13 protein-coding genes are annotated in these 16,398 nt (G+C 59.9%); 3 read left to right on the top strand and 10 right to left on the bottom strand.

Annotated elements, in window-relative coordinates; all coding sequences use genetic code 11:
* Positions 1–96: 96 nt before the first annotated feature.
* The gene (locus OH764_RS20330) at positions 97–681 is read left to right on the top strand and encodes a glutathione S-transferase family protein (RefSeq protein WP_498850512.1); all 585 of its coding nucleotides are present in this window, start codon (positions 97–99) and stop codon (positions 679–681) included.
* Between the two features lie 80 nt (positions 682–761).
* Here OH764_RS20330 and OH764_RS20325 read toward each other — a convergent pair whose 3' ends face one another.
* Both OH764_RS20325 and OH764_RS20320 read right to left on the bottom strand, forming a co-directional pair.
* A complete protein-coding gene (locus OH764_RS20325) occupies positions 762–1,862 on the bottom strand; it encodes a lactonase family protein (protein WP_498850511.1) in 1,101 nt (366 codons plus the stop codon).
* Between the two features lie 42 nt (positions 1,863–1,904).
* On the bottom strand, positions 1,905–3,455 hold the full coding sequence (locus tag OH764_RS20320) for a methyl-accepting chemotaxis protein (protein ID WP_498850510.1): 1,551 nt from the start codon (positions 3,453–3,455) through the stop codon (positions 1,905–1,907).
* 289 nt (positions 3,456–3,744) lie between these two features.
* Between OH764_RS20320 and OH764_RS20315 the strand changes: the two genes are divergently transcribed.
* Entirely contained in the window at positions 3,745–5,418 is a 1,674-nt protein-coding gene (locus OH764_RS20315; protein WP_498850509.1) for an FAD-dependent oxidoreductase, read from the top strand.
* Positions 5,419–5,421: 3 nt separating this feature from the next.
* On the opposite strand, the gene OH764_RS20310 is transcribed toward OH764_RS20315, so the two are convergent.
* The 8 genes from OH764_RS20310 to OH764_RS20275 all read right to left on the bottom strand — a co-directional run bounded on the left by OH764_RS20310 (position 5,422) and on the right by OH764_RS20275 (position 14,959).
* On the bottom strand, positions 5,422–6,114 hold the full coding sequence (locus OH764_RS20310) for an OmpA family protein (RefSeq protein ID WP_498850508.1): 693 nt from the start codon (positions 6,112–6,114) through the stop codon (positions 5,422–5,424).
* Positions 6,115–6,159: 45 nt separating this feature from the next.
* Positions 6,160–6,924, bottom strand: a complete 765-nt coding sequence (locus OH764_RS20305) for a flagellar motor protein (protein WP_020068275.1) — start codon at positions 6,922–6,924, stop codon at positions 6,160–6,162.
* Positions 6,925–7,013: 89 nt separating this feature from the next.
* Positions 7,014–8,249: a Crp/Fnr family transcriptional regulator gene (locus OH764_RS20300; RefSeq protein ID WP_408418571.1), complete on the bottom strand. Its 1,236-nt coding sequence runs from the start codon at positions 8,247–8,249 to the stop codon at positions 7,014–7,016.
* A gap of 234 nt (positions 8,250–8,483) precedes the next feature.
* Positions 8,484–9,335 carry a carbohydrate ABC transporter permease gene (locus tag OH764_RS20295; RefSeq protein WP_020068273.1) on the bottom strand — a complete coding sequence of 284 codons (852 nt, stop codon included), beginning with the start codon at positions 9,333–9,335 and terminating at the stop codon, positions 8,484–8,486.
* Between the two features lie 10 nt (positions 9,336–9,345).
* Positions 9,346–10,317, bottom strand: coding sequence for a carbohydrate ABC transporter permease (locus OH764_RS20290; protein WP_498850507.1), 972 nt, complete (start codon positions 10,315–10,317; stop codon positions 9,346–9,348).
* Between the two features lie 150 nt (positions 10,318–10,467).
* Entirely contained in the window at positions 10,468–11,721 is a 1,254-nt protein-coding gene (locus tag OH764_RS20285) for an ABC transporter substrate-binding protein (RefSeq protein WP_498850506.1), read from the bottom strand.
* A gap of 98 nt (positions 11,722–11,819) precedes the next feature.
* Entirely contained in the window at positions 11,820–13,796 is a 1,977-nt protein-coding gene (locus OH764_RS20280) for a beta-galactosidase (RefSeq protein ID WP_498850505.1), read from the bottom strand.
* A gap of 11 nt (positions 13,797–13,807) precedes the next feature.
* Positions 13,808–14,959: an ABC transporter ATP-binding protein gene (locus tag OH764_RS20275; RefSeq protein ID WP_498850504.1), complete on the bottom strand. Its 1,152-nt coding sequence runs from the start codon at positions 14,957–14,959 to the stop codon at positions 13,808–13,810.
* Between the two features lie 190 nt (positions 14,960–15,149).
* Between OH764_RS20275 and OH764_RS20270 the strand changes: the two genes are divergently transcribed.
* Positions 15,150–16,181 (top strand): LacI family DNA-binding transcriptional regulator, encoded by a 1,032-nt coding sequence (locus tag OH764_RS20270; RefSeq protein ID WP_498850503.1) that lies wholly within the window; start codon positions 15,150–15,152, stop codon positions 16,179–16,181.
* Positions 16,182–16,398 lie beyond the last annotated feature (217 nt).

Genomic DNA, 16,398 nt, shown 5'->3' with positions numbered 1-16,398 from the left:
GACATGCCCTACGAAATGACATAGCGGCCATTTTGTAGGGCATGCCGAATGCTGCCCTGAAGAGATCGCCAACTAAACTATATGGAGGACCGCATCATGAAGCTCTATTACTCACCGGGCGCGTGCAGTCTGGCCGATCACATTGCGATGCACGAAGCAGGTATGGATTTCGACCGCGTGCGCGTCGACCTGAAAACGAAAACAACGGAGACGGGTCAAAATTTCAACGAAATTAACCCAAAGAGCTATGTCCCGACATTGGAGTTCGACGACGGTCAACGGCTCACGGAGAACGTCGCAATCCTGTCATGGGTCGCACAACGCAAGCCGTCACTGTCACCGTCGGGCGAGCTAGGCGCGACACGTTTGGTCGAGATGCTGGCTTTCATTTCAACAGAGTTGCACAAGCAATTCGGCCGCGTATTCAAACCCGCGTCGAATGAAGAAGCAAGTGCCGCGCGGGAGAAGCTGGGCCAGCGTTTCCAGCTCGTTTCGACCATGCTGAAGGGCGACTATCTGTTCGGTGCAGAAGCAAGCGTCGCGGACGCGTACCTGTTCACAATGCTTCTGTGGGCCAAACAAGCGAACATCGAAGTGCCGCAAAAACTCGCGGACTTTGCAGAACGCATGCGGACGCGGCCTGCGGTACAACTCGCGTTGAAACACGAAGGGATCGAGTAAAGGAGCATGCCCGCGTTAGCCGCGGCCGCCGACGTGGTTTTGCATCGGCGGCTGCGAGCGGTCGCAGCTCGCCGTGATATCTACTCGGCGTTCGAACCGTCGAACTGCACTATCTCGATCCAGTTCGCGCCCTTGCCCACCGGGTATTGCCCCAGCGCGCTCAATGCACCGGTCTTCCGGTCGATCCTGTATGCGCTCAGGCTCGTCGACAACTGTCCGACCGCGAGCAGATAATTGCCCGACGGATCGACGTTGAAGCCGCGCGGCTGTTTTTCGGTGGCGTAAGTGCCGATACGTGTCAGCTTGCCCGACGCCCGCTCCACGCGATAAGCAGCGAGCGTGCTCGAAGTGCGTTCCGACGCGTACACGAAGCGGCCATCCGGCGTGATGTGAACATCGGCGCCCCATGGCTTATCGCCGGAAAAATTGGGCGGCAGAATGGAAATGGTCTGCACCGGCTTAGCCGAATCACGCTGATTGTCGAATGCGAGCACGTGCAGCTTGCCGTCGAGTTCATCGATCAGATAAACAAACCGGTGATCCGGCGAGAACACGAAATGACGTGGTCCCGATTTGGCGGCAAGCGAATACGCAGGCGCGCCGTCTTCGGTCAGTGAACCCTTCGACGGATCGAACTTCAGGCGCAACCAGGCGTCGGAGCCGAGCACCGACGCGAATACATAACGGTTATCCGGCGCGTTGCGAATAGCATGCGCCATTGGGCCTGTTTTTATGATCTGCTGAACGTCTTGCGCCACACCATTCGAGTCGATGCTGTTCACGGCCAGCAGATTGCCGCCGTAAGAAGCAGAGAACAGGTAACGGCCGCTCGAATCGGTGGACACGTAGGCCATGCTTTCCGCGAGCGGCGCCTTGCCCAGTTCGCTGAGGCGGCCGTTGAGCGGATTGATTGCGAAGCTCACCACGCGATAAGGTTTCGAACGCACACCGGCGTAAAGCCGCAAGTGGTTCGGCGACAAAGCCATTGGCATGACGGTGCCGGCGAGCCCCACCGTCTCCACTGGCTTCAGTGCGCCATTCGCTGCATCGAGGCTGAACACCGAAATGTCCTGACTGTCCGCGTTGGACACGTACGCGTAAGTGGCGGCATGTGTAGCGGCGGACATCGTTACACCGGCTAACAGAATTGCGAATACACGCGAGACGGCTTTAACGCCCATGTTTTTATTTTCCGATCGAGTGGATACGAACATCAACCTGGGTTAGCGGAGGCGGAATGCCGACACTGCATCGGTCATCGACTGGGCCTGATGCTCGAGAGCACTCGCTGCAGCTGCAGCCTCTTCAACGAGGGCCGCGTTCTGTTGCGTCACCTGGTCCATCTGGCTCACGGCCTTGCCAACCTGCTCGATGCCAGCGGTTTGCTCGACGGTTGCCGACGTGATCTCCGCCATGATGGTCGCCACACCTTGAACCGCTCCGACGATTTCGGTCATCGTGTGGCCGGCCTGCGTGACGAGTTCATTACCGTGCCGCACGTCATCTACCGAAGCGGAAATGAGCGACTTGATTTCCTGCGCGGCACTCGCGCTGCGCTGAGCGAGCGTGCGCACTTCGCCGGCAACGACAGCGAAGCCGCGACCCTGCTCGCCGGCCCGCGCCGATTCCACAGCGGCATTGAGCGCCAGAATGTTGGTCTGAAACGCGATGCTGTCGATCATGCCGGTAATCTCCGCGATCTTCTGCGAGCTAGCGGTGATGGCGGTCATCGTCTGCACCGCGCGCTGCACGACGTCGCCGCCACGCTGCGCCACGTCGGCAGCGCTTGCCGCAAGCGTGCTCGCCTGGCGAGCGTTATCCGCGTTCTGCTTCACGGTGGAGGTCAGCTCCTCCATGCTCGCCGCCGTTTCTTCGAGCGATGCCGACTGCTCCTCGGTGCGGCTCGACAAGTCGAGGTTGCCCGCAGCAATCTCGCGCGCGCCGCCGTGAATCGCCTCGCAATTGACACGGACGTTCGACACCGTTTGCGCGAGCCCGGCCTGCATGCGCGACATCGACATGAACAACTGGCCGATTTCGCTCTTGCTGCCTTCAGGAATAGAGGTGGTCAAATCATTGCCGGCAATCCGGTCGAGCAGTTTCGACGCCTGCTGTAACGGGTTGATCACGATCTTACGCAACGCGAAGTGCGTCGCAACGATCAATGCGAGGGCAAGTGCGACGCCCGTGACGACCATCGTGACGATCCAGCCGTATTCCCGTTCGTTTCTCGCCGCGGACTCCTTCGCCAACGCGCCAGCAAGGTTCTGAAACTTCTCCACGTTCGCCGAATAGACCTGACCGGCAAGCGTAATGTCGCGGTCGTTGATTGCAACGTAGGCGTCGGTGTCGCCACGCTGGAGTGCGTCGAACGACTTCTTCAGTGTTGCGGCCAGCGCATTCGAAGAGTCGACAAGCTGCTGTTTCAGCGCATCGTCCTGTCCCACGAATCGGGACGCCGCCGCAAAAGCACGCGTTTCGGCGTCCGCGCGATCGAGGGTTCGCTGCGCGCTAGCGAGTGCAGAATCGCGAGTGGCGAGATCGTTGCGCTCCTTCAGCGCCGCGTACGCGCGAGTGAGAGCTGCCCGGGTACGGGTGCTGTCTTTGTAGCCGTCGTTGGCGAGTATCTCCTGAGTTGCAATCTCCTGGAGCCGTTGCGCGTTCTCGTTCGAGCGGCCGAGCGCGAAGACACCCACCACGCCGCCAAACGTGATCATCGCGGCAAACAGGACCAGTACTGCGAGTAAGCTTTTTCTTACTGTGAAATCGCGCATGCTTTTCGAGCCCGTTCGTTGTCTGTTTCTCTCTGGTTATTAACGGCAAAAGATGCGTGAACTTGAATGTGTGCAGCCCCGCGCGGTATGCCATTGTCACCCCCGTGCATGCGCCGCCTTGCCCTGTCCGGCCTGACGCTGCCCTTTACTGGCGGACCGACTCTGGCGCACAATCTCAGCGTAAGCCGCTGCGCACCGCCATTCCCATGATGCCGATTATTCGCATCGTCGTTCCAATCCGGCAGCGTAGCGACGCGCTGCACCGTGCGTCTTTCTAATTGGACACCTCATGAGCGACAAAACTTCTGGTAAGCGTGAAGGTCTGCTGGAAGGCGGCAGCCGTCACCACCAGATCTTTCCCAGGCTGAACGACGCGCAGTTTGCGGTGCTGGAAAGATACGGCGAGCGGCGCAAGCTAAGCGCCGGCGAGGTACTGTTCACCGAAGGCGATCGCCACGTTCCGATGTTCGCGATCGTGTCAGGCACCATCGAGGCGACGCGCGGCAGCGGCGAAAACCTGCATTTTCTGGGTACTCACGGGCCTGGCAGCTTTACCGGCGAAGTCGGCACGCTGGCTGGGCGCGGTGCAGTGGCGTCGGCACGCGCAACGAGCGATTGCGAGGTGATCGTGATCGACGAGGAATCACTGCGCGCACTCGTGGTTGCAGAAGCGCAACTGAGCGAGACGATCATGCGCGCCTATATCCTGCGCCGCGTCGCGTACATTCAGGATCAAAGCGGCGGCGTAGTCGTCATCGGCAGTTCCGGCTCTTTTCCGACACTCGTATTGCGGCATTTCCTGAGCCGCAACGCGCAACCGTCGGCGTATTTCGACATTGCCGAGCACGAAGAGGCCAAAGCACTGCTCGATCGCTACGGCGCGACCGAGGAAGATCTTCCGGTACTCGTCACGTTGCAGGGCACTATCCTTAAGCGGCCGACTAATCGCGCCGTGGCGGACGCGATTGGCCTGAGCCCCGACAGATTGAATGGCGAGCGATTCGACGTGGTGGTGGTCGGCGCGGGACCCGCCGGTCTCGCAGCGGCCGTGTACGCCGCATCGGAAGGACTGAGGGTTGCGGTTCTCGACACCAAGGCGCCCGGTGGCCAGGCGGGCACCAGCTCGAAGATCGAGAATTACTTTGGCTTTCCGACGGGCATCTCCGGCCAGGCACTCGCCGGACGCGGCCTGTCCCAATGCCGGAAGTTCGGTGCGGAAGTCGGTGTGCCGATCGAGGCACTCGATATCGAATGCGACAAAGGACAGCCGTTCCATATCCGCCTGAATTGCGACGAGCATGTTTATGCCCGCGCCGTTGTGATCGCAACAGGCGCGCGTTATCGCAAGCCGGAGCTTGAGCGGCTCGAGCATTTCCAGGGTCGGGGCGTCTATTACAGCGCAACGTTCATGGAAGCCGCTTTTTGCGGAAATGAAGAACTCGTCATTGTCGGCGGAGGCAATTCGGCGGGACAGGCAGCGGTATTTCTCTCCGGATTCGCCCGCCATGTGCATATCGTAATTCGCGGCGAAGGACTCAACGCCAGCATGTCCAACTACCTGATCCGGCGGATCGAAGCGGCGCCGAACATCACGGTTCACGTGCGAACGCAGATCGTCGCGCTAAATGGCGAAGAACATCTCGAGTCGATTCAGTGGAACCAGCAGGGGCGAATCGAGGAAAAGGCTATTCGCCACGTGTTTCTGTTTCTCGGCGCGCAGCCAAGTACCGGATGGCTTGGCGACTGCGTCGAACTGGACAAGAATGGCTTTGTGCTGACAGGCCCCGATGTCGCTCACAAGTGGACCTCGGACCGCCCCGCGCATTTCCTCGAAACCAGCAGACCCGGCATTTTCGCAGTGGGCGACGTGCGCAGCGGTTCGGTGAAAAGAGTCGCGGCGGCCGTCGGGGAAGGCGCGGCCGCGATTCAGTCCCTACACCAGTACCTTGCGCTCGCACCGTGACATTCAATACTCGACGAGTATGGTGACGCGGCGATTCGCAGCATTGGCCGCCGCGTCGTTGCCGATAACCAGTGGAAAATTGTCGGCACGGCCAATGGCGGCCATACGGTGCGCTTCAATACCCTTGTCAGCGAAGAAGCGCACGACAGCGCCCGCACGAGCGGAAGACAGTTCCCAATTGGATTCGTACTTCGCCGTCGCTATTGGCAAACTGTCGGTGTGTCCTTCGACCAGAACGTTGTTTCTCGCGCGCTCACGCAGCACCTTGGCGATCTGATCCAGCACAGCGAACGATTCGGGCAAAAGGCGAGCGTCGCCGGAATTGAACAGTACTTTCGCGTTGATCGCAATTTCAACGCCTTGAGGCGTGTGCGAAATCGTGATCTGACGGTTGCCCTGCAAAGGCTCCAGCAACGAGAGAAGTTGCTTCTTCGCAGCTTCTTTTGCATCCGTTGCGGTAATGGGCGGCTGCACGTCGACAGCCTCCTTCACCGGGTGATGTTGCAGCGTTTTTATTTGCAGCTCGCTGTTCTTCGCGAGTTGCAGGACATACAGCGCGAGAAACAGCACCATCAGCGTGGTGATCAGATCGGCGTACGAAAGCAGCCAGCGGTCCGACTGCTCGCCGTTATCGTGACCGTCCTGATGCGCTGTCTTGTCCGTCGGAAGACGCTTGCTGCCAGTCGATGTGCTCATACACGCGAGTCCGCTATGAATTGATGCTCAGGCATTGCCGAGCCATTAGCCGAGCAGTTCGGCGGATCGTTCGCGCACGTCTCCAGCCAGACGCGTTTCGATGGTGTGCGGCGATTCCTTTCGCGAGATGGCGAGTAGGCCGTCGAGGTACAAACGCCTGAAACGCAATTCGCTGTCCACCTGAGCGCGGATCTTCCCGTATAGCGGCAGAAACACGAGGTTGGCTACGGCCAGGCCATACAGCGTTGCGACAAACGCGACCGCAATGCCCTGCCCCAGTTGCGACGGTTCCAGCATATGGCCCGTCACCTGAATGAGCCCCAGCACCGCGCCCAGAATGCCAAACGTCGGCGCATAACCGCCCGCCTGCTGCCAGATTCGCGCGGCCGCCATGTGATTGCGCTCATAGGCATCGACCTCGCGTTGCAACGCATCTTCGAGCACTGCGGTCGACACACCATTTGCCAGCAGCTCAAGACCTCGCTTGGCAAACGGGCTAATCCCGTTTGCGTCGATCGACTCGAATACCAGCATGCCATTGAGTTTTGCCTGATCGCCCCATTCGAGCAGAACGGAAAGGCTCTCGCGATCCACTTGCCGCGCCTTGACAAAAGCAAAGCGCAATTGCTTTACGCCGTCATAGAAGCGGGCCCACGTGTTCTGGATCATCACGGCCCCGAAGGTGCCGCCAAGCACGATGACAAACGCCTCCAGTTGAAAGAGCGACGTGAAGTTGCCGCCCTCGAGCGAGAAGCCCGCGACGATCGCCGTCAGGCCGAACACTACGCCAAATATCGTCAAAAGATCCATACGTCCTCGCGACCGGCTGCAGTAGCCTGCGAATTACAGTTAAACGTTCAAACGTCGCGCCCGGTATTGCGGACTGGGCGCCGCAGGCATCAGGACTCAGCCGGAGCAGTATTCGCCACGGGTGACTTCAGCGCTCGCACCGTATCGAGGAACCGCTGCTCGATTTCGATGATCTCGACCGGGTCGATCTTGATCTCTCGACGCATGACCCACGACACCTCTTTCTTGCGGGCTTCCGTCATCACCGATTGCAGGCGCTCGTCGATCGGCTGTCCCTCCGACGCGGACAGCAGTTTCGCGAGGTCATAGGTATCGAACGCACTCACCGCTTCGAACAACGTGCGCTGATCGACAAACTCCAGATCGTCGAGCGATTTCAACTCGCCTGCGCCACGCGCGTTGCGGCGCGAAAAGTAACTGAGACCTTTTTCCTCGACGTAGTTGAGTACCTTGGTCTTGCGGAACGCGAAGATGTCCTCGGCGATCTCCGCGTGAGAGAGCTTGTTCAGAATCACTTTCCGATCGACGCCGATCAAGGCTTCCAGGTCGTCCAGTTCGATCAGTTCGAGTTCGCTGCTGATCGATACATCCAGATCGTGGTCCGCCACCTGCTGCGCGCGTTCAGTGATTTTCACTGCGTCGAACGTGACGAGCTGCCGGCCCGCCGCGCCGTCACTTGCCGAATAGCGCCCAGACGTATTGTTCAGCCGCTCTGAGCGTCCCCCTTCGATGGATACGAGATTGAGCTTCTCCATGCGCTTGAGCATTGCCATCACATGCGGACGCGAGTGGCCCGCTATCGCGTTGCATTTCTTGATGACTTCGGAAAGCGGAATCGAGATTTCCTCGTTTTGAGGACGGCGCGCGCGTCCATCGAATCTGTCGTTCGGCTCGGCTCCGGCCATCAACGAAAGAACGTGCGCGTAGGAAAGGACGCCGGGTAGAAAATCGGCATGTGTATTGGTCGCGAGAATGTCGTCTTTCTTTTTGACGCGACGGATCATCGTGCGCACGATATGGCGCAGCAGCGGCGAGACGCGCTCGAGTTCTTCTTCGACAATGCCGCCCGCGATGGCGGTAAGTTGGCAGAAGCTCAGTGCCTTCGCCGTGTGTGCTCGGGGTTCGGGCGGCAACAACGCCGCTTCCCCGAAAAATTCGCCCTTGCCGAGCGTAGCCAGAATGACCTTTTTTTCGTCGCACTGGGTGGAGATTTCGACTTTGCCATCTGCAATGACGTAGATCACTGCGTCGCCCAGGAAGCCTTCTGAATAGATGACTTCCCCCGGAGCCGCCGTGCGCGTCCATGGCGTGCGTTGTTGGTTCAAGATTGGTACCCCCGATGAGCTTTTTGGTCCAGCGCGTGCCTTCTTCAAGCACGAGTCAGTTCGACGGTCTGACATATTGCACTAGATAACGACAAGCCCATCCCAATCTTTAATCAGGGCAAACGCGACGGCAATCGCGCAAACGTTTGCAGCTCATACTCTCAACGCTCAATACGCGCGACTCGATTTGCAATTTCTTCGGTCACGCGCTTGCAAGGTCATCGGGTAGCTGCTTCAACCCTTCGTCGCGCCGAATGTCAAGCCTGCGACAAAGTGCTTCTGCATCGCGAAGAACATTGCGACGGAAGGCAACGCAGCCAGGATCGAGCCGGCGGAAACGAGGTTCCATGCGGTCGTCCATTGCCCCTTCAGCGCGGCAACACCGACGGTGATTGGCGCAGCGTCGTCGCCTTGCGTCAGGCACAACGCCCAGAAATAGTCGTTCCACACGAAGGTGAACACGAGAATCGCCAATGCCGCGAGCGCGGGCCGTATCAGCGGAAGAACGATTCTGAAGAACACCGTCCACTCGTTCGCTCCTTCGATCCGCGCCGCCTCGACCAGTTCGAACGGCAACTGCTTGATGAAGTTGCGCAAAAAGAGCGCGCAAAAACCTGTCTGGAACGACACATGGAAAAGAATCAGGGCGCTCACCGTGTTGAACACCCCTAGCTGCAACGACAGATCGCGTACCGGGATCATCAACACCTGCACAGGCACGAAGTTGCCCGCAACAAAAGTAGCGAACAGCGAGGAATTGCCGCGAAAGCGGTAGATTGCGAGCGCAAAGCCGGCCATTGCGGCGAGTGCAATGGAACCGATCACCGCGGGCACGGTAATCAGCACGCTGTTCCAGAAGTAATGCAGCATCGGCGAAGTAGTCAGCGCCTCGCGATAATTGTCGAACAGCGCAAAATGCTTCGGCCATCCCCAATAGTTGCCCTCGCTGAGTTCTTCGCTCGAGCGTATCGATGTGACGAGCACTGCGATCATCGGTAGAAGCCAGATCAGCAACGCGATCGGCAGCGTCAGTTTGTAGACGCGGCGCGTTGCCGGTTTCCACTTGTCGATCGGAATTGGAAACATGGTGGGCTCCTTATTGCTCGGCGCGCAGCATCCGCCGCAAGTGATAAACGATGTACACCAGCATGATGCCGAACAGCACGACGGCCACGGCCGCCGAATAGCCGATGCGGTAGTACTTGATTGCCTGGTCGTACATGTAATAGGCGAGCACGGTCGAACTTTCGAAAGGACCGCCGCCCGTCATCACCGAAATCAGATCGAAACTACGCAATGCGCCGATGATCGTGACGACGATTGCCATAAAGGTGGTGGGCCGCAGTTGCGGCAGGATCACATGCCACAGCATCGACCAGCCGCGTGCGCCTTCCATGCGCGCCGCCTCGATCTGTTCCGCGTTTAGCGAAGTGAGCCCTGTCAGATAAAGGATCATGCAATAGGCCGTTTGCGGCCACAGCGCGGCGAACACAATGCCTAGCGTTGCATAGCGCGGATCGCCGAGTACCGGCACGCCGTGACCGAGGATCACCGCGAGCAGACCGAATGTTGGATCGTAGAACCACGAAAAGATCAGCCCGACCACCACACCGGACAATACAAACGGCGCAAAGAAGAGCGACTTGACGATCCGGATGCCAGCCACTGCCTGGTTCAGATACAACGCGACGGCGAGTCCCATCGGCGGCGCGAGCAGAAACAGCAGGAGCCAGACAAGGTTGTTCTTTAGCGCCGTATAGAACGTCTGCGTATGGAACAACTCGGTGTAATTGGCGAGGCCGACGAAAGTCGGCTCCGTCATGCCGTCCCAGTTGAAGAAGCTCAGGCGTATCGTCGACAGGATCGGCCAGATCACATAAATGGCCACCATCACACAAGCGGGCGCGAGAAACAGAAAGGCGGCGCGTCGTTGACGCCGTGCTGTGGGCGAAGGACGACGCCCGCGAGCGTGGTCCCGGATTGTTCTGCCCGACGCAGGCAGCGGCGAGCCGCCTGGTTCAGCGGGACCGCCCACAGTATGACGAGTGACGGAATGCGACAAAATCATTCTCCTGTCGACCAGAGTTAGTGCTTCAGCACTTACTCCGGTCCCATGCAGAGCTGTCGACCGGAGTTAGTGCATCAGCACTTACTCCGGTCCCATGCAGAGCTGCCGTCCAGACACCCCGAAAGGCGCCTCAACGGCCGCCACCGCCCACTACTTCTTGTAAATGCGCTTGCGCGTCTGCTCCAGTTGCGCGAGCACGCTGTCCAGCTTCGACGGATCGGAGACGAACTGCTGCATCCCCTTCATGCCTTCATCGGCCATTTCCTTCGTCATGTCGCGATCGTAGAACTGCGCAATGCCGCCTTTCGTATTGGCAAGAATCTGGAAGCCAATCTTGGAGATCGGATCTTCCGGTTCCGGCGACTTGCTATTCGCCGACAGCGACCCGAGACCGGCAGCAAGCTTCGCGCCGATTTCAGGCGTTTCGACAAACGCGAGGAACGTGTGAGCGTCCGCCTTGTTCTTCGCCTTCGACGGGATATGCAGCGATTCGACCGGACCGTCTTCGGCGGTCGGCACATTGGCGTCGATGATCGGGAACTGGAAGTAGCCCATCTCCGGTTTCACATTCGGCGGGAAGCCTGCGGTGATGAAGGTGCCCATCAGCATCATCGCGGCCTTGCCCTGGAACAGGAACGGCTGCACCGAATCCAGATCGTACGACAGGGAGTTGTCGATGAAATAACCCGCGTCGATCAACTGCTTCCAAGTCGTATAGACCTTCTTCACACGCGGATCGGTGTATGCAATTTCACCCGCCATCAGCTTCTGATGAAATGCGTTGCCATTCAAGCGAAGATCGAGATAGTCGAACCAGCCGGCGAGCGTCCATGCATCGCGGCCCGCCACGGCAATCGGCGTAATGCCGGCTGCCTTCAGCTTCTTGCAGTCGTCGAGAAACTGATCCCACGTTTTCGGTTCGCCAGAGATGCCGGCTTTCTGGAATAGATCCTTGCGATAGAACATGCCCCACGAGTAATACACCGTAGGCGCCGCATATTGCTTGCCTTTATATGAGGATGCTTCCTTCGTGGAGGCATACATGTCGTTCCAGCCGTTCTTCGCCCAGTCGCCGCTCAGGTCTTCAAAAAGACCGCGCTGCGCGTAATACGCCATGCGCTCGCCGTCATGCCAGTTGACGATATCGGGCGCGACAGTGGAGAGCCAACCCGGCAATTGCACTTTGTACGCCTCTTCGTCGATAAACGATACCTTCACGTCGATGCCGGGATGCGCCTTCTTGAATTCATCCACAACAGACTGCCAGACCGCGCGCTGACTCGCCCCCTTGAATGCGATATTCGCGGTCAGCGTGCCGGCCTGCGCAGTGCTGACGACGGACGTTCCGAGAGCCGCCGCAGCGACCGCGAGTGCCAGCAGAACCTTGCGTGGTTTCATTTTCATGCTACCTGTCTCCTTTATTCCTGATTTTTGCATCATTGTCTTTACTGCATGGAATTCCGGTTTGCACATCGTCCCACTCGCCGCACCTGTCATCCAGCTCAATACACTGCCACGCCTTGCGGCTCGACAGCACGTGAGCCAATCAAGAATGCGTTGTCTGCCGCACCGGTGATCGTGTGCGCGGTGTCGCCGTAGTTGAACACATAGGTCAGCGCGCCGCGCCGGCTAATGCGAACGCTTTCGCCAAGCTGCATCGTTTCGACGCCGGCACGTTGCGCGATCTGCTCGAAGAGCCGGATCGTCAGCGCGTCGTCGAACAAGCTGGCGAGGTAATGGAACGCACCGCTACGCACATACGCCGGGTGCCCGTCGGCGAAACGCGCCAGTACATCGAAAGAATTCGTTTCACTGCTTTCGATGAAGTCGCGCCAGTGACGCGCGACGCCGTCTTCAACACTCGCGTCTTGCGTACCGGCAAGCCGCACGGCCTCGGTCACGTTAGGCCGCATCGATTCGACGCGCCAGACACGCAGCGGCAACACATCGGCGAGCGCACCCGGCGGCAGATTCGAGGGAATCTGCAAGTCCTGAGTCTTCGAGCCGGTGCGCGGCCCAAGCACGACCTGCGCCCCCGAGCTGGCAAGACGCGCGGCCAGATCCGCCGGCACGATCGGCAACGGCGGCACGACGATCAGGCTGTAGCCGTCGAGCGATGCATCGACCGGCACGATATCGACATCGAGACCTAACGCACGTAATGCCGAGTAGTACTCGAATGCGAAGCGCGGATAGTGAAAGTCCGCACCCTGCGGATGGATCTCGAACAGCCACTTTGCTTCATAGTCGTAGACGAGCGCCACTTTCGAACGGACCGCGGCATCGGCATGAGCATTAGCCGCGAGCACCGTGCGAATTTCCGACGCCACTTGCGCCGCTTCGCTACCGCCGACGTCGAGTCGGTTATCCGGCGTATTCAGGCCCGCGTGCATCTGCTCCTGCGCGAACGGAGCCTGACGCCAGCGGAAATACGATACGCAGCCCGCGCCGTGCGCGAACGCTTCCCAGCTCCACAGCCGCACCATGCCCGGCAATGGCGACGGATTCCACTGCGCCCAGTTCACCGGACCCGGTTGTTGCTCCATCACCCAGAACGGCAGCTTCGACATGCCGCGATATACGTCGTGGTTGAACGACGCGAAATCCGGATGACCGCTGCGCAGCCAGCGCGCTTTCACATCGGGCGCGAACCATTGTTCTTCCAGCGCGCCGAGCGGATAACTGTCCCAAGTGGCAACGTCGAGATCCGCAGCGACCTTGTAGTGATCGAACTCGGTAAAGAGCTGCATGAAGTTGTGCGCTACCGGCCGTCCCGGCGAATGCGCACGGATGATCTCGACCTGCATGCGGTTATAGCGCGCGACTTCGTCGGACGCAAAGCGCCGGTAATCGAGCCGATGCGAAGGATGTGCCTCGGTCACAGTCGCCACCGGAGCGTCGATCTCGTCAAAGCTGCGGTACTCCATGCTCCAGAACACGGTGCCCCACGCGCGGTTCAATTCGTCGATCGTTTTGTAGCGTGCCTTCAGCCAGTCGCGAAAGCGCGCCACCGCTGCGGGCGAATAACTCACCACCGTGTGATGACAGCCGAACTCGTTATCGGTCTGCCAGTACGCAACGGCCGGGTGTTTGCCGTAACGCTCCGCAATTGCAGTGCAAATTTTCTGTGAGGCCGCGAAATACGACGGCGACGAGAAGTCATAGTGACGGCGCGAGCCGAACGTACGCGGGCGGCCATCCGCCCCAATCGGCAAGATGTCCGGATGGCGATCGATCAGCCACTTTGGGGGTGTCGCGGTGGGCGTACACATCACGACTTGCAAGCCTGCGGCGCCGAGTACTTCAATTGCGCGATCGAGCCACGCCCAATCGTATTCGCCAGGCGTCGGCTCAATGCGCCTCCACGCAAACTCGGCGATTCGCACCTGCTCGATACCGAGCGCTTTCATCCGGCGCGCGTCGTCTTCCCACATCGACTCGGGCCAGTGTTCCGGGTAATAACAGACTCCAAGGCGCATCCGAATGTCCTTTATGCGTAGTGTTCGACGGATTCAAGCGAAGGAGCGGCGAAGCCGTCTTCGGTGAACAGGTGAGTAGCGTGGCGCGGTACACGCAGGTTTGCGCGATCGCCTGGCGCGAGTCGCGTATCGCCCGGCGCTTTCGCGATGAGCGCGGCGCCGCCGGGTTGATCGAGGTGCACATAGCTGTGTTCGCCGAGCTGTTCGACGAGCGAGACGGTGCGCGAAAGGGTGGCGTCGTGATGAGACGAGGACGAGTCGATGAATTCAAGGTGCTCAGGACGCACGCCGAGCGTCACCGCTTGCGAGACCTGCAACGCGGCACCATCCACAGGCACGCGGACGCTCTCGTGCGTGTGATCAAGCGTCACGACAACGCCTTGCACGTCGACACAAGCGACACGTCCCGGCAGAAAGTTCATGCGCGGCGACCCGATGAACCCCGCGACGAAGCGGCTCCTGGGACGGTGATACAACTCCAGCGGCGCACCGATTTGCGCAATGCTGCCGTAACGTTCGGTGTCTTTCCCGGCATGCAACAAGACGATCTTGTCCGCGAGAGTCATCGCCTCTATCTGATCGTGCGTCACATAGACCACGCTCGCCTTCGCGAACTGCTTGTGCAGCCGCGCGATTTCGATGCGCGTCTGGCCACGCAGCGTTGCGTCGAGATTGGAGAGCGGTTCGTCGAAGAGAAACACACCGGGCTGGCGCACGATCGCGCGGCCAATTGCAACGCGCTGACGTTGACCGCCGGACAGTGCTTTCGGCCGGCGCTCGAGCAGCGCTTCCAGTTGCAGAATGCGCGCGGCTTCCCGCACCTTGCGGTCGATCTCATCTTTTGGGGTTTTGGCGAGCTTTAGTCCAAAGGCCATGTTCTCGAACACGGTCATATGCGGAAAGAGCGCGTAGCTCTGAAACACCATCGCCACGCCGCGCTGCGCCGCCGGCACGTCGTTCATGACCTCGCCGCCGATGAACAGGTCACCGTCGGTGAGGTCTTCGAGCCCTGCGATCATCCGCAGCAACGTAGATTTGCCGCAGCCCGAGGGGCCGAGAAAAACGCAGAACTCGTTCTCGCCGATCTCGAGATCGACGTCGCGAATCACCGGCGCACCGTCGCCATACGCTTTCTGCACGCCTCTTAACGAAATGCTCGCCATCGCCTCGACTCCGTGATTTAATCGGCTCGACGGCGGAGATTAAGCGCTTAATCAACATGGCCAAAAAAATCGATCGCATGCGATCGCCGGCCTTGCCTGTCTCCGCTATCGTTTTGTCTGTGCGACAGATGTTGCCGCGCCTTGCCCGCCGATGCAAATGCCGGGCAGCCATCCCAAATAATGAAGAGACATGCCCACACTTAGCGAAGTCGCGCGCCATGCCGGCGTCACGCCTGCCACCGTATCGAACGTGCTGCGCAATCGCGGGCGCGTCGGCGAGAGCACACGTCAACGGGTTCTCGAAGCCGTCGACGCGCTCGGCTACCGGCCGCACCTCGCCGCCCGCGCGCTCGCCGAAGGGCGCGCCCCGACGCTCGCCCTCATGGTGTCGAGCATCGCCAATCCGTTCTACCCCGAGTTCGCGCTAGCCGTCGAACGCGCGGCGCGAACGAGTGGGCATTTCGTGATCATTTGCAATACTAACGAAGATCCGCTAACCGGCCGCGCGTACCTCGACCAGATAGCCGGCACGCTTTCCGAGGGGGTGCTCGTGACCAACGCGAACCTGCAATTCGCAGACCTTCACGTGACGGAATCGCGCGGCACTCCCGTGGTTTTATGCATGTGGGAGCGACCCAACGAGCCACCCGGTCTGCCCTGCGTTGCGGTGGATTTTCGTCTGGCCGGCGAGCTCGCCGGAAAGCATCTGCTCGACTTGGGACATCGGCGGATAGGCGCGATTGTCGGCAGCAAGGCTTCCGGCATTCACGCGGCCCGCTATGAAGGGTTCGTCGACGCGCTGCGTGCGGCCGGGGTGCGCAAAAACCGGGTCAAACATGCTGCGGATACGATCCAGGGTGGCTACAGCGCGGCGCGCGAGTTGCTCGAGGCCGATCCGCAACTCACTGCGATCTTCGCGACCAACGACCTGCCGGCGCTCGGCGCGATGCATGCCGCAGCCGACCTCGGTCTCGCCGTACCAGCCGATCTTTCCGTGGTGGGCATCACTGACATCCAGCTCGCGCGCGAGTCGCGGCCTGCATTGACCACAGTCGCCGTGCCGACCGTGGAAGTCGCCGGGCTCGCGGTTTCGTTGCTGCGCGAACTCATCGAATCGTCGTATGGGCAGGCCAGGCCCGACGAGACCAATGTACCCATGCGAATTTCATCGCCGCCGAAACTCGTGGTGCGTGCGTCGACTGGCACGCCGCGCTCCTCCTGAACGCGCAATTGAGGCTGGAAATGTCGTCGTCCGGAACCCGTTCGGGCGTCGCTTACACCCTCCTCGATGCAGTCAAAACGCACGAAATACCTTTCTACCGGCTTTCACTGAAGCCAGGACTTTCCCCAATCCGGCCGCACAGACGCTGCGCCGCACCATCTGGCTGAAAACCCCGCCACGCAAGGCGCTTCGGGTCCTCCAAAGGTATATGCGGCCC

The organism is Burkholderia sp. M6-3, assembly GCF_050858985.1.
In the GTDB taxonomy this organism is placed as follows: Bacteria; Pseudomonadota; Gammaproteobacteria; order Burkholderiales; family Burkholderiaceae; genus Paraburkholderia; species Paraburkholderia caledonica.
This window is presented reverse-complemented; position numbering and strand designations above follow the sequence as displayed.

Bases quoted from the DNA above. Each gene is read 5' to 3' on its own strand.
- OH764_RS20330 (WP_498850512.1), top strand. From the start codon at position 97: ATGAAGCTCTATTACTCACCGGGCGCGTGCAGTCTGGCCGATCACATT.
- OH764_RS20325 (WP_498850511.1), bottom strand. From the start codon at position 1,862: ATGGGCGTTAAAGCCGTCTCGCGTGTATTCGCAATTCTGTTAGCCGGT.
- OH764_RS20320 (WP_498850510.1), bottom strand. From the start codon at position 3,455: ATGCGCGATTTCACAGTAAGAAAAAGCTTACTCGCAGTACTGGTCCTG.
- OH764_RS20315 (WP_498850509.1), top strand. From the start codon at position 3,745: ATGAGCGACAAAACTTCTGGTAAGCGTGAAGGTCTGCTGGAAGGCGGC.
- OH764_RS20310 (WP_498850508.1), bottom strand. From the start codon at position 6,114: ATGAGCACATCGACTGGCAGCAAGCGTCTTCCGACGGACAAGACAGCG.
- OH764_RS20305 (WP_020068275.1), bottom strand. From the start codon at position 6,924: ATGGATCTTTTGACGATATTTGGCGTAGTGTTCGGCCTGACGGCGATC.
- OH764_RS20295 (WP_020068273.1), bottom strand. From the start codon at position 9,335: ATGTTTCCAATTCCGATCGACAAGTGGAAACCGGCAACGCGCCGCGTC.
- OH764_RS20290 (WP_498850507.1), bottom strand. From the start codon at position 10,317: ATGATTTTGTCGCATTCCGTCACTCGTCATACTGTGGGCGGTCCCGCT.
- OH764_RS20285 (WP_498850506.1), bottom strand. From the start codon at position 11,721: ATGAAAATGAAACCACGCAAGGTTCTGCTGGCACTCGCGGTCGCTGCG.
- OH764_RS20280 (WP_498850505.1), bottom strand. From the start codon at position 13,796: ATGCGCCTTGGAGTCTGTTATTACCCGGAACACTGGCCCGAGTCGATG.
- OH764_RS20275 (WP_498850504.1), bottom strand. From the start codon at position 14,959: ATGGCGAGCATTTCGTTAAGAGGCGTGCAGAAAGCGTATGGCGACGGT.
- OH764_RS20270 (WP_498850503.1), top strand. From the start codon at position 15,150: ATGCCCACACTTAGCGAAGTCGCGCGCCATGCCGGCGTCACGCCTGCC.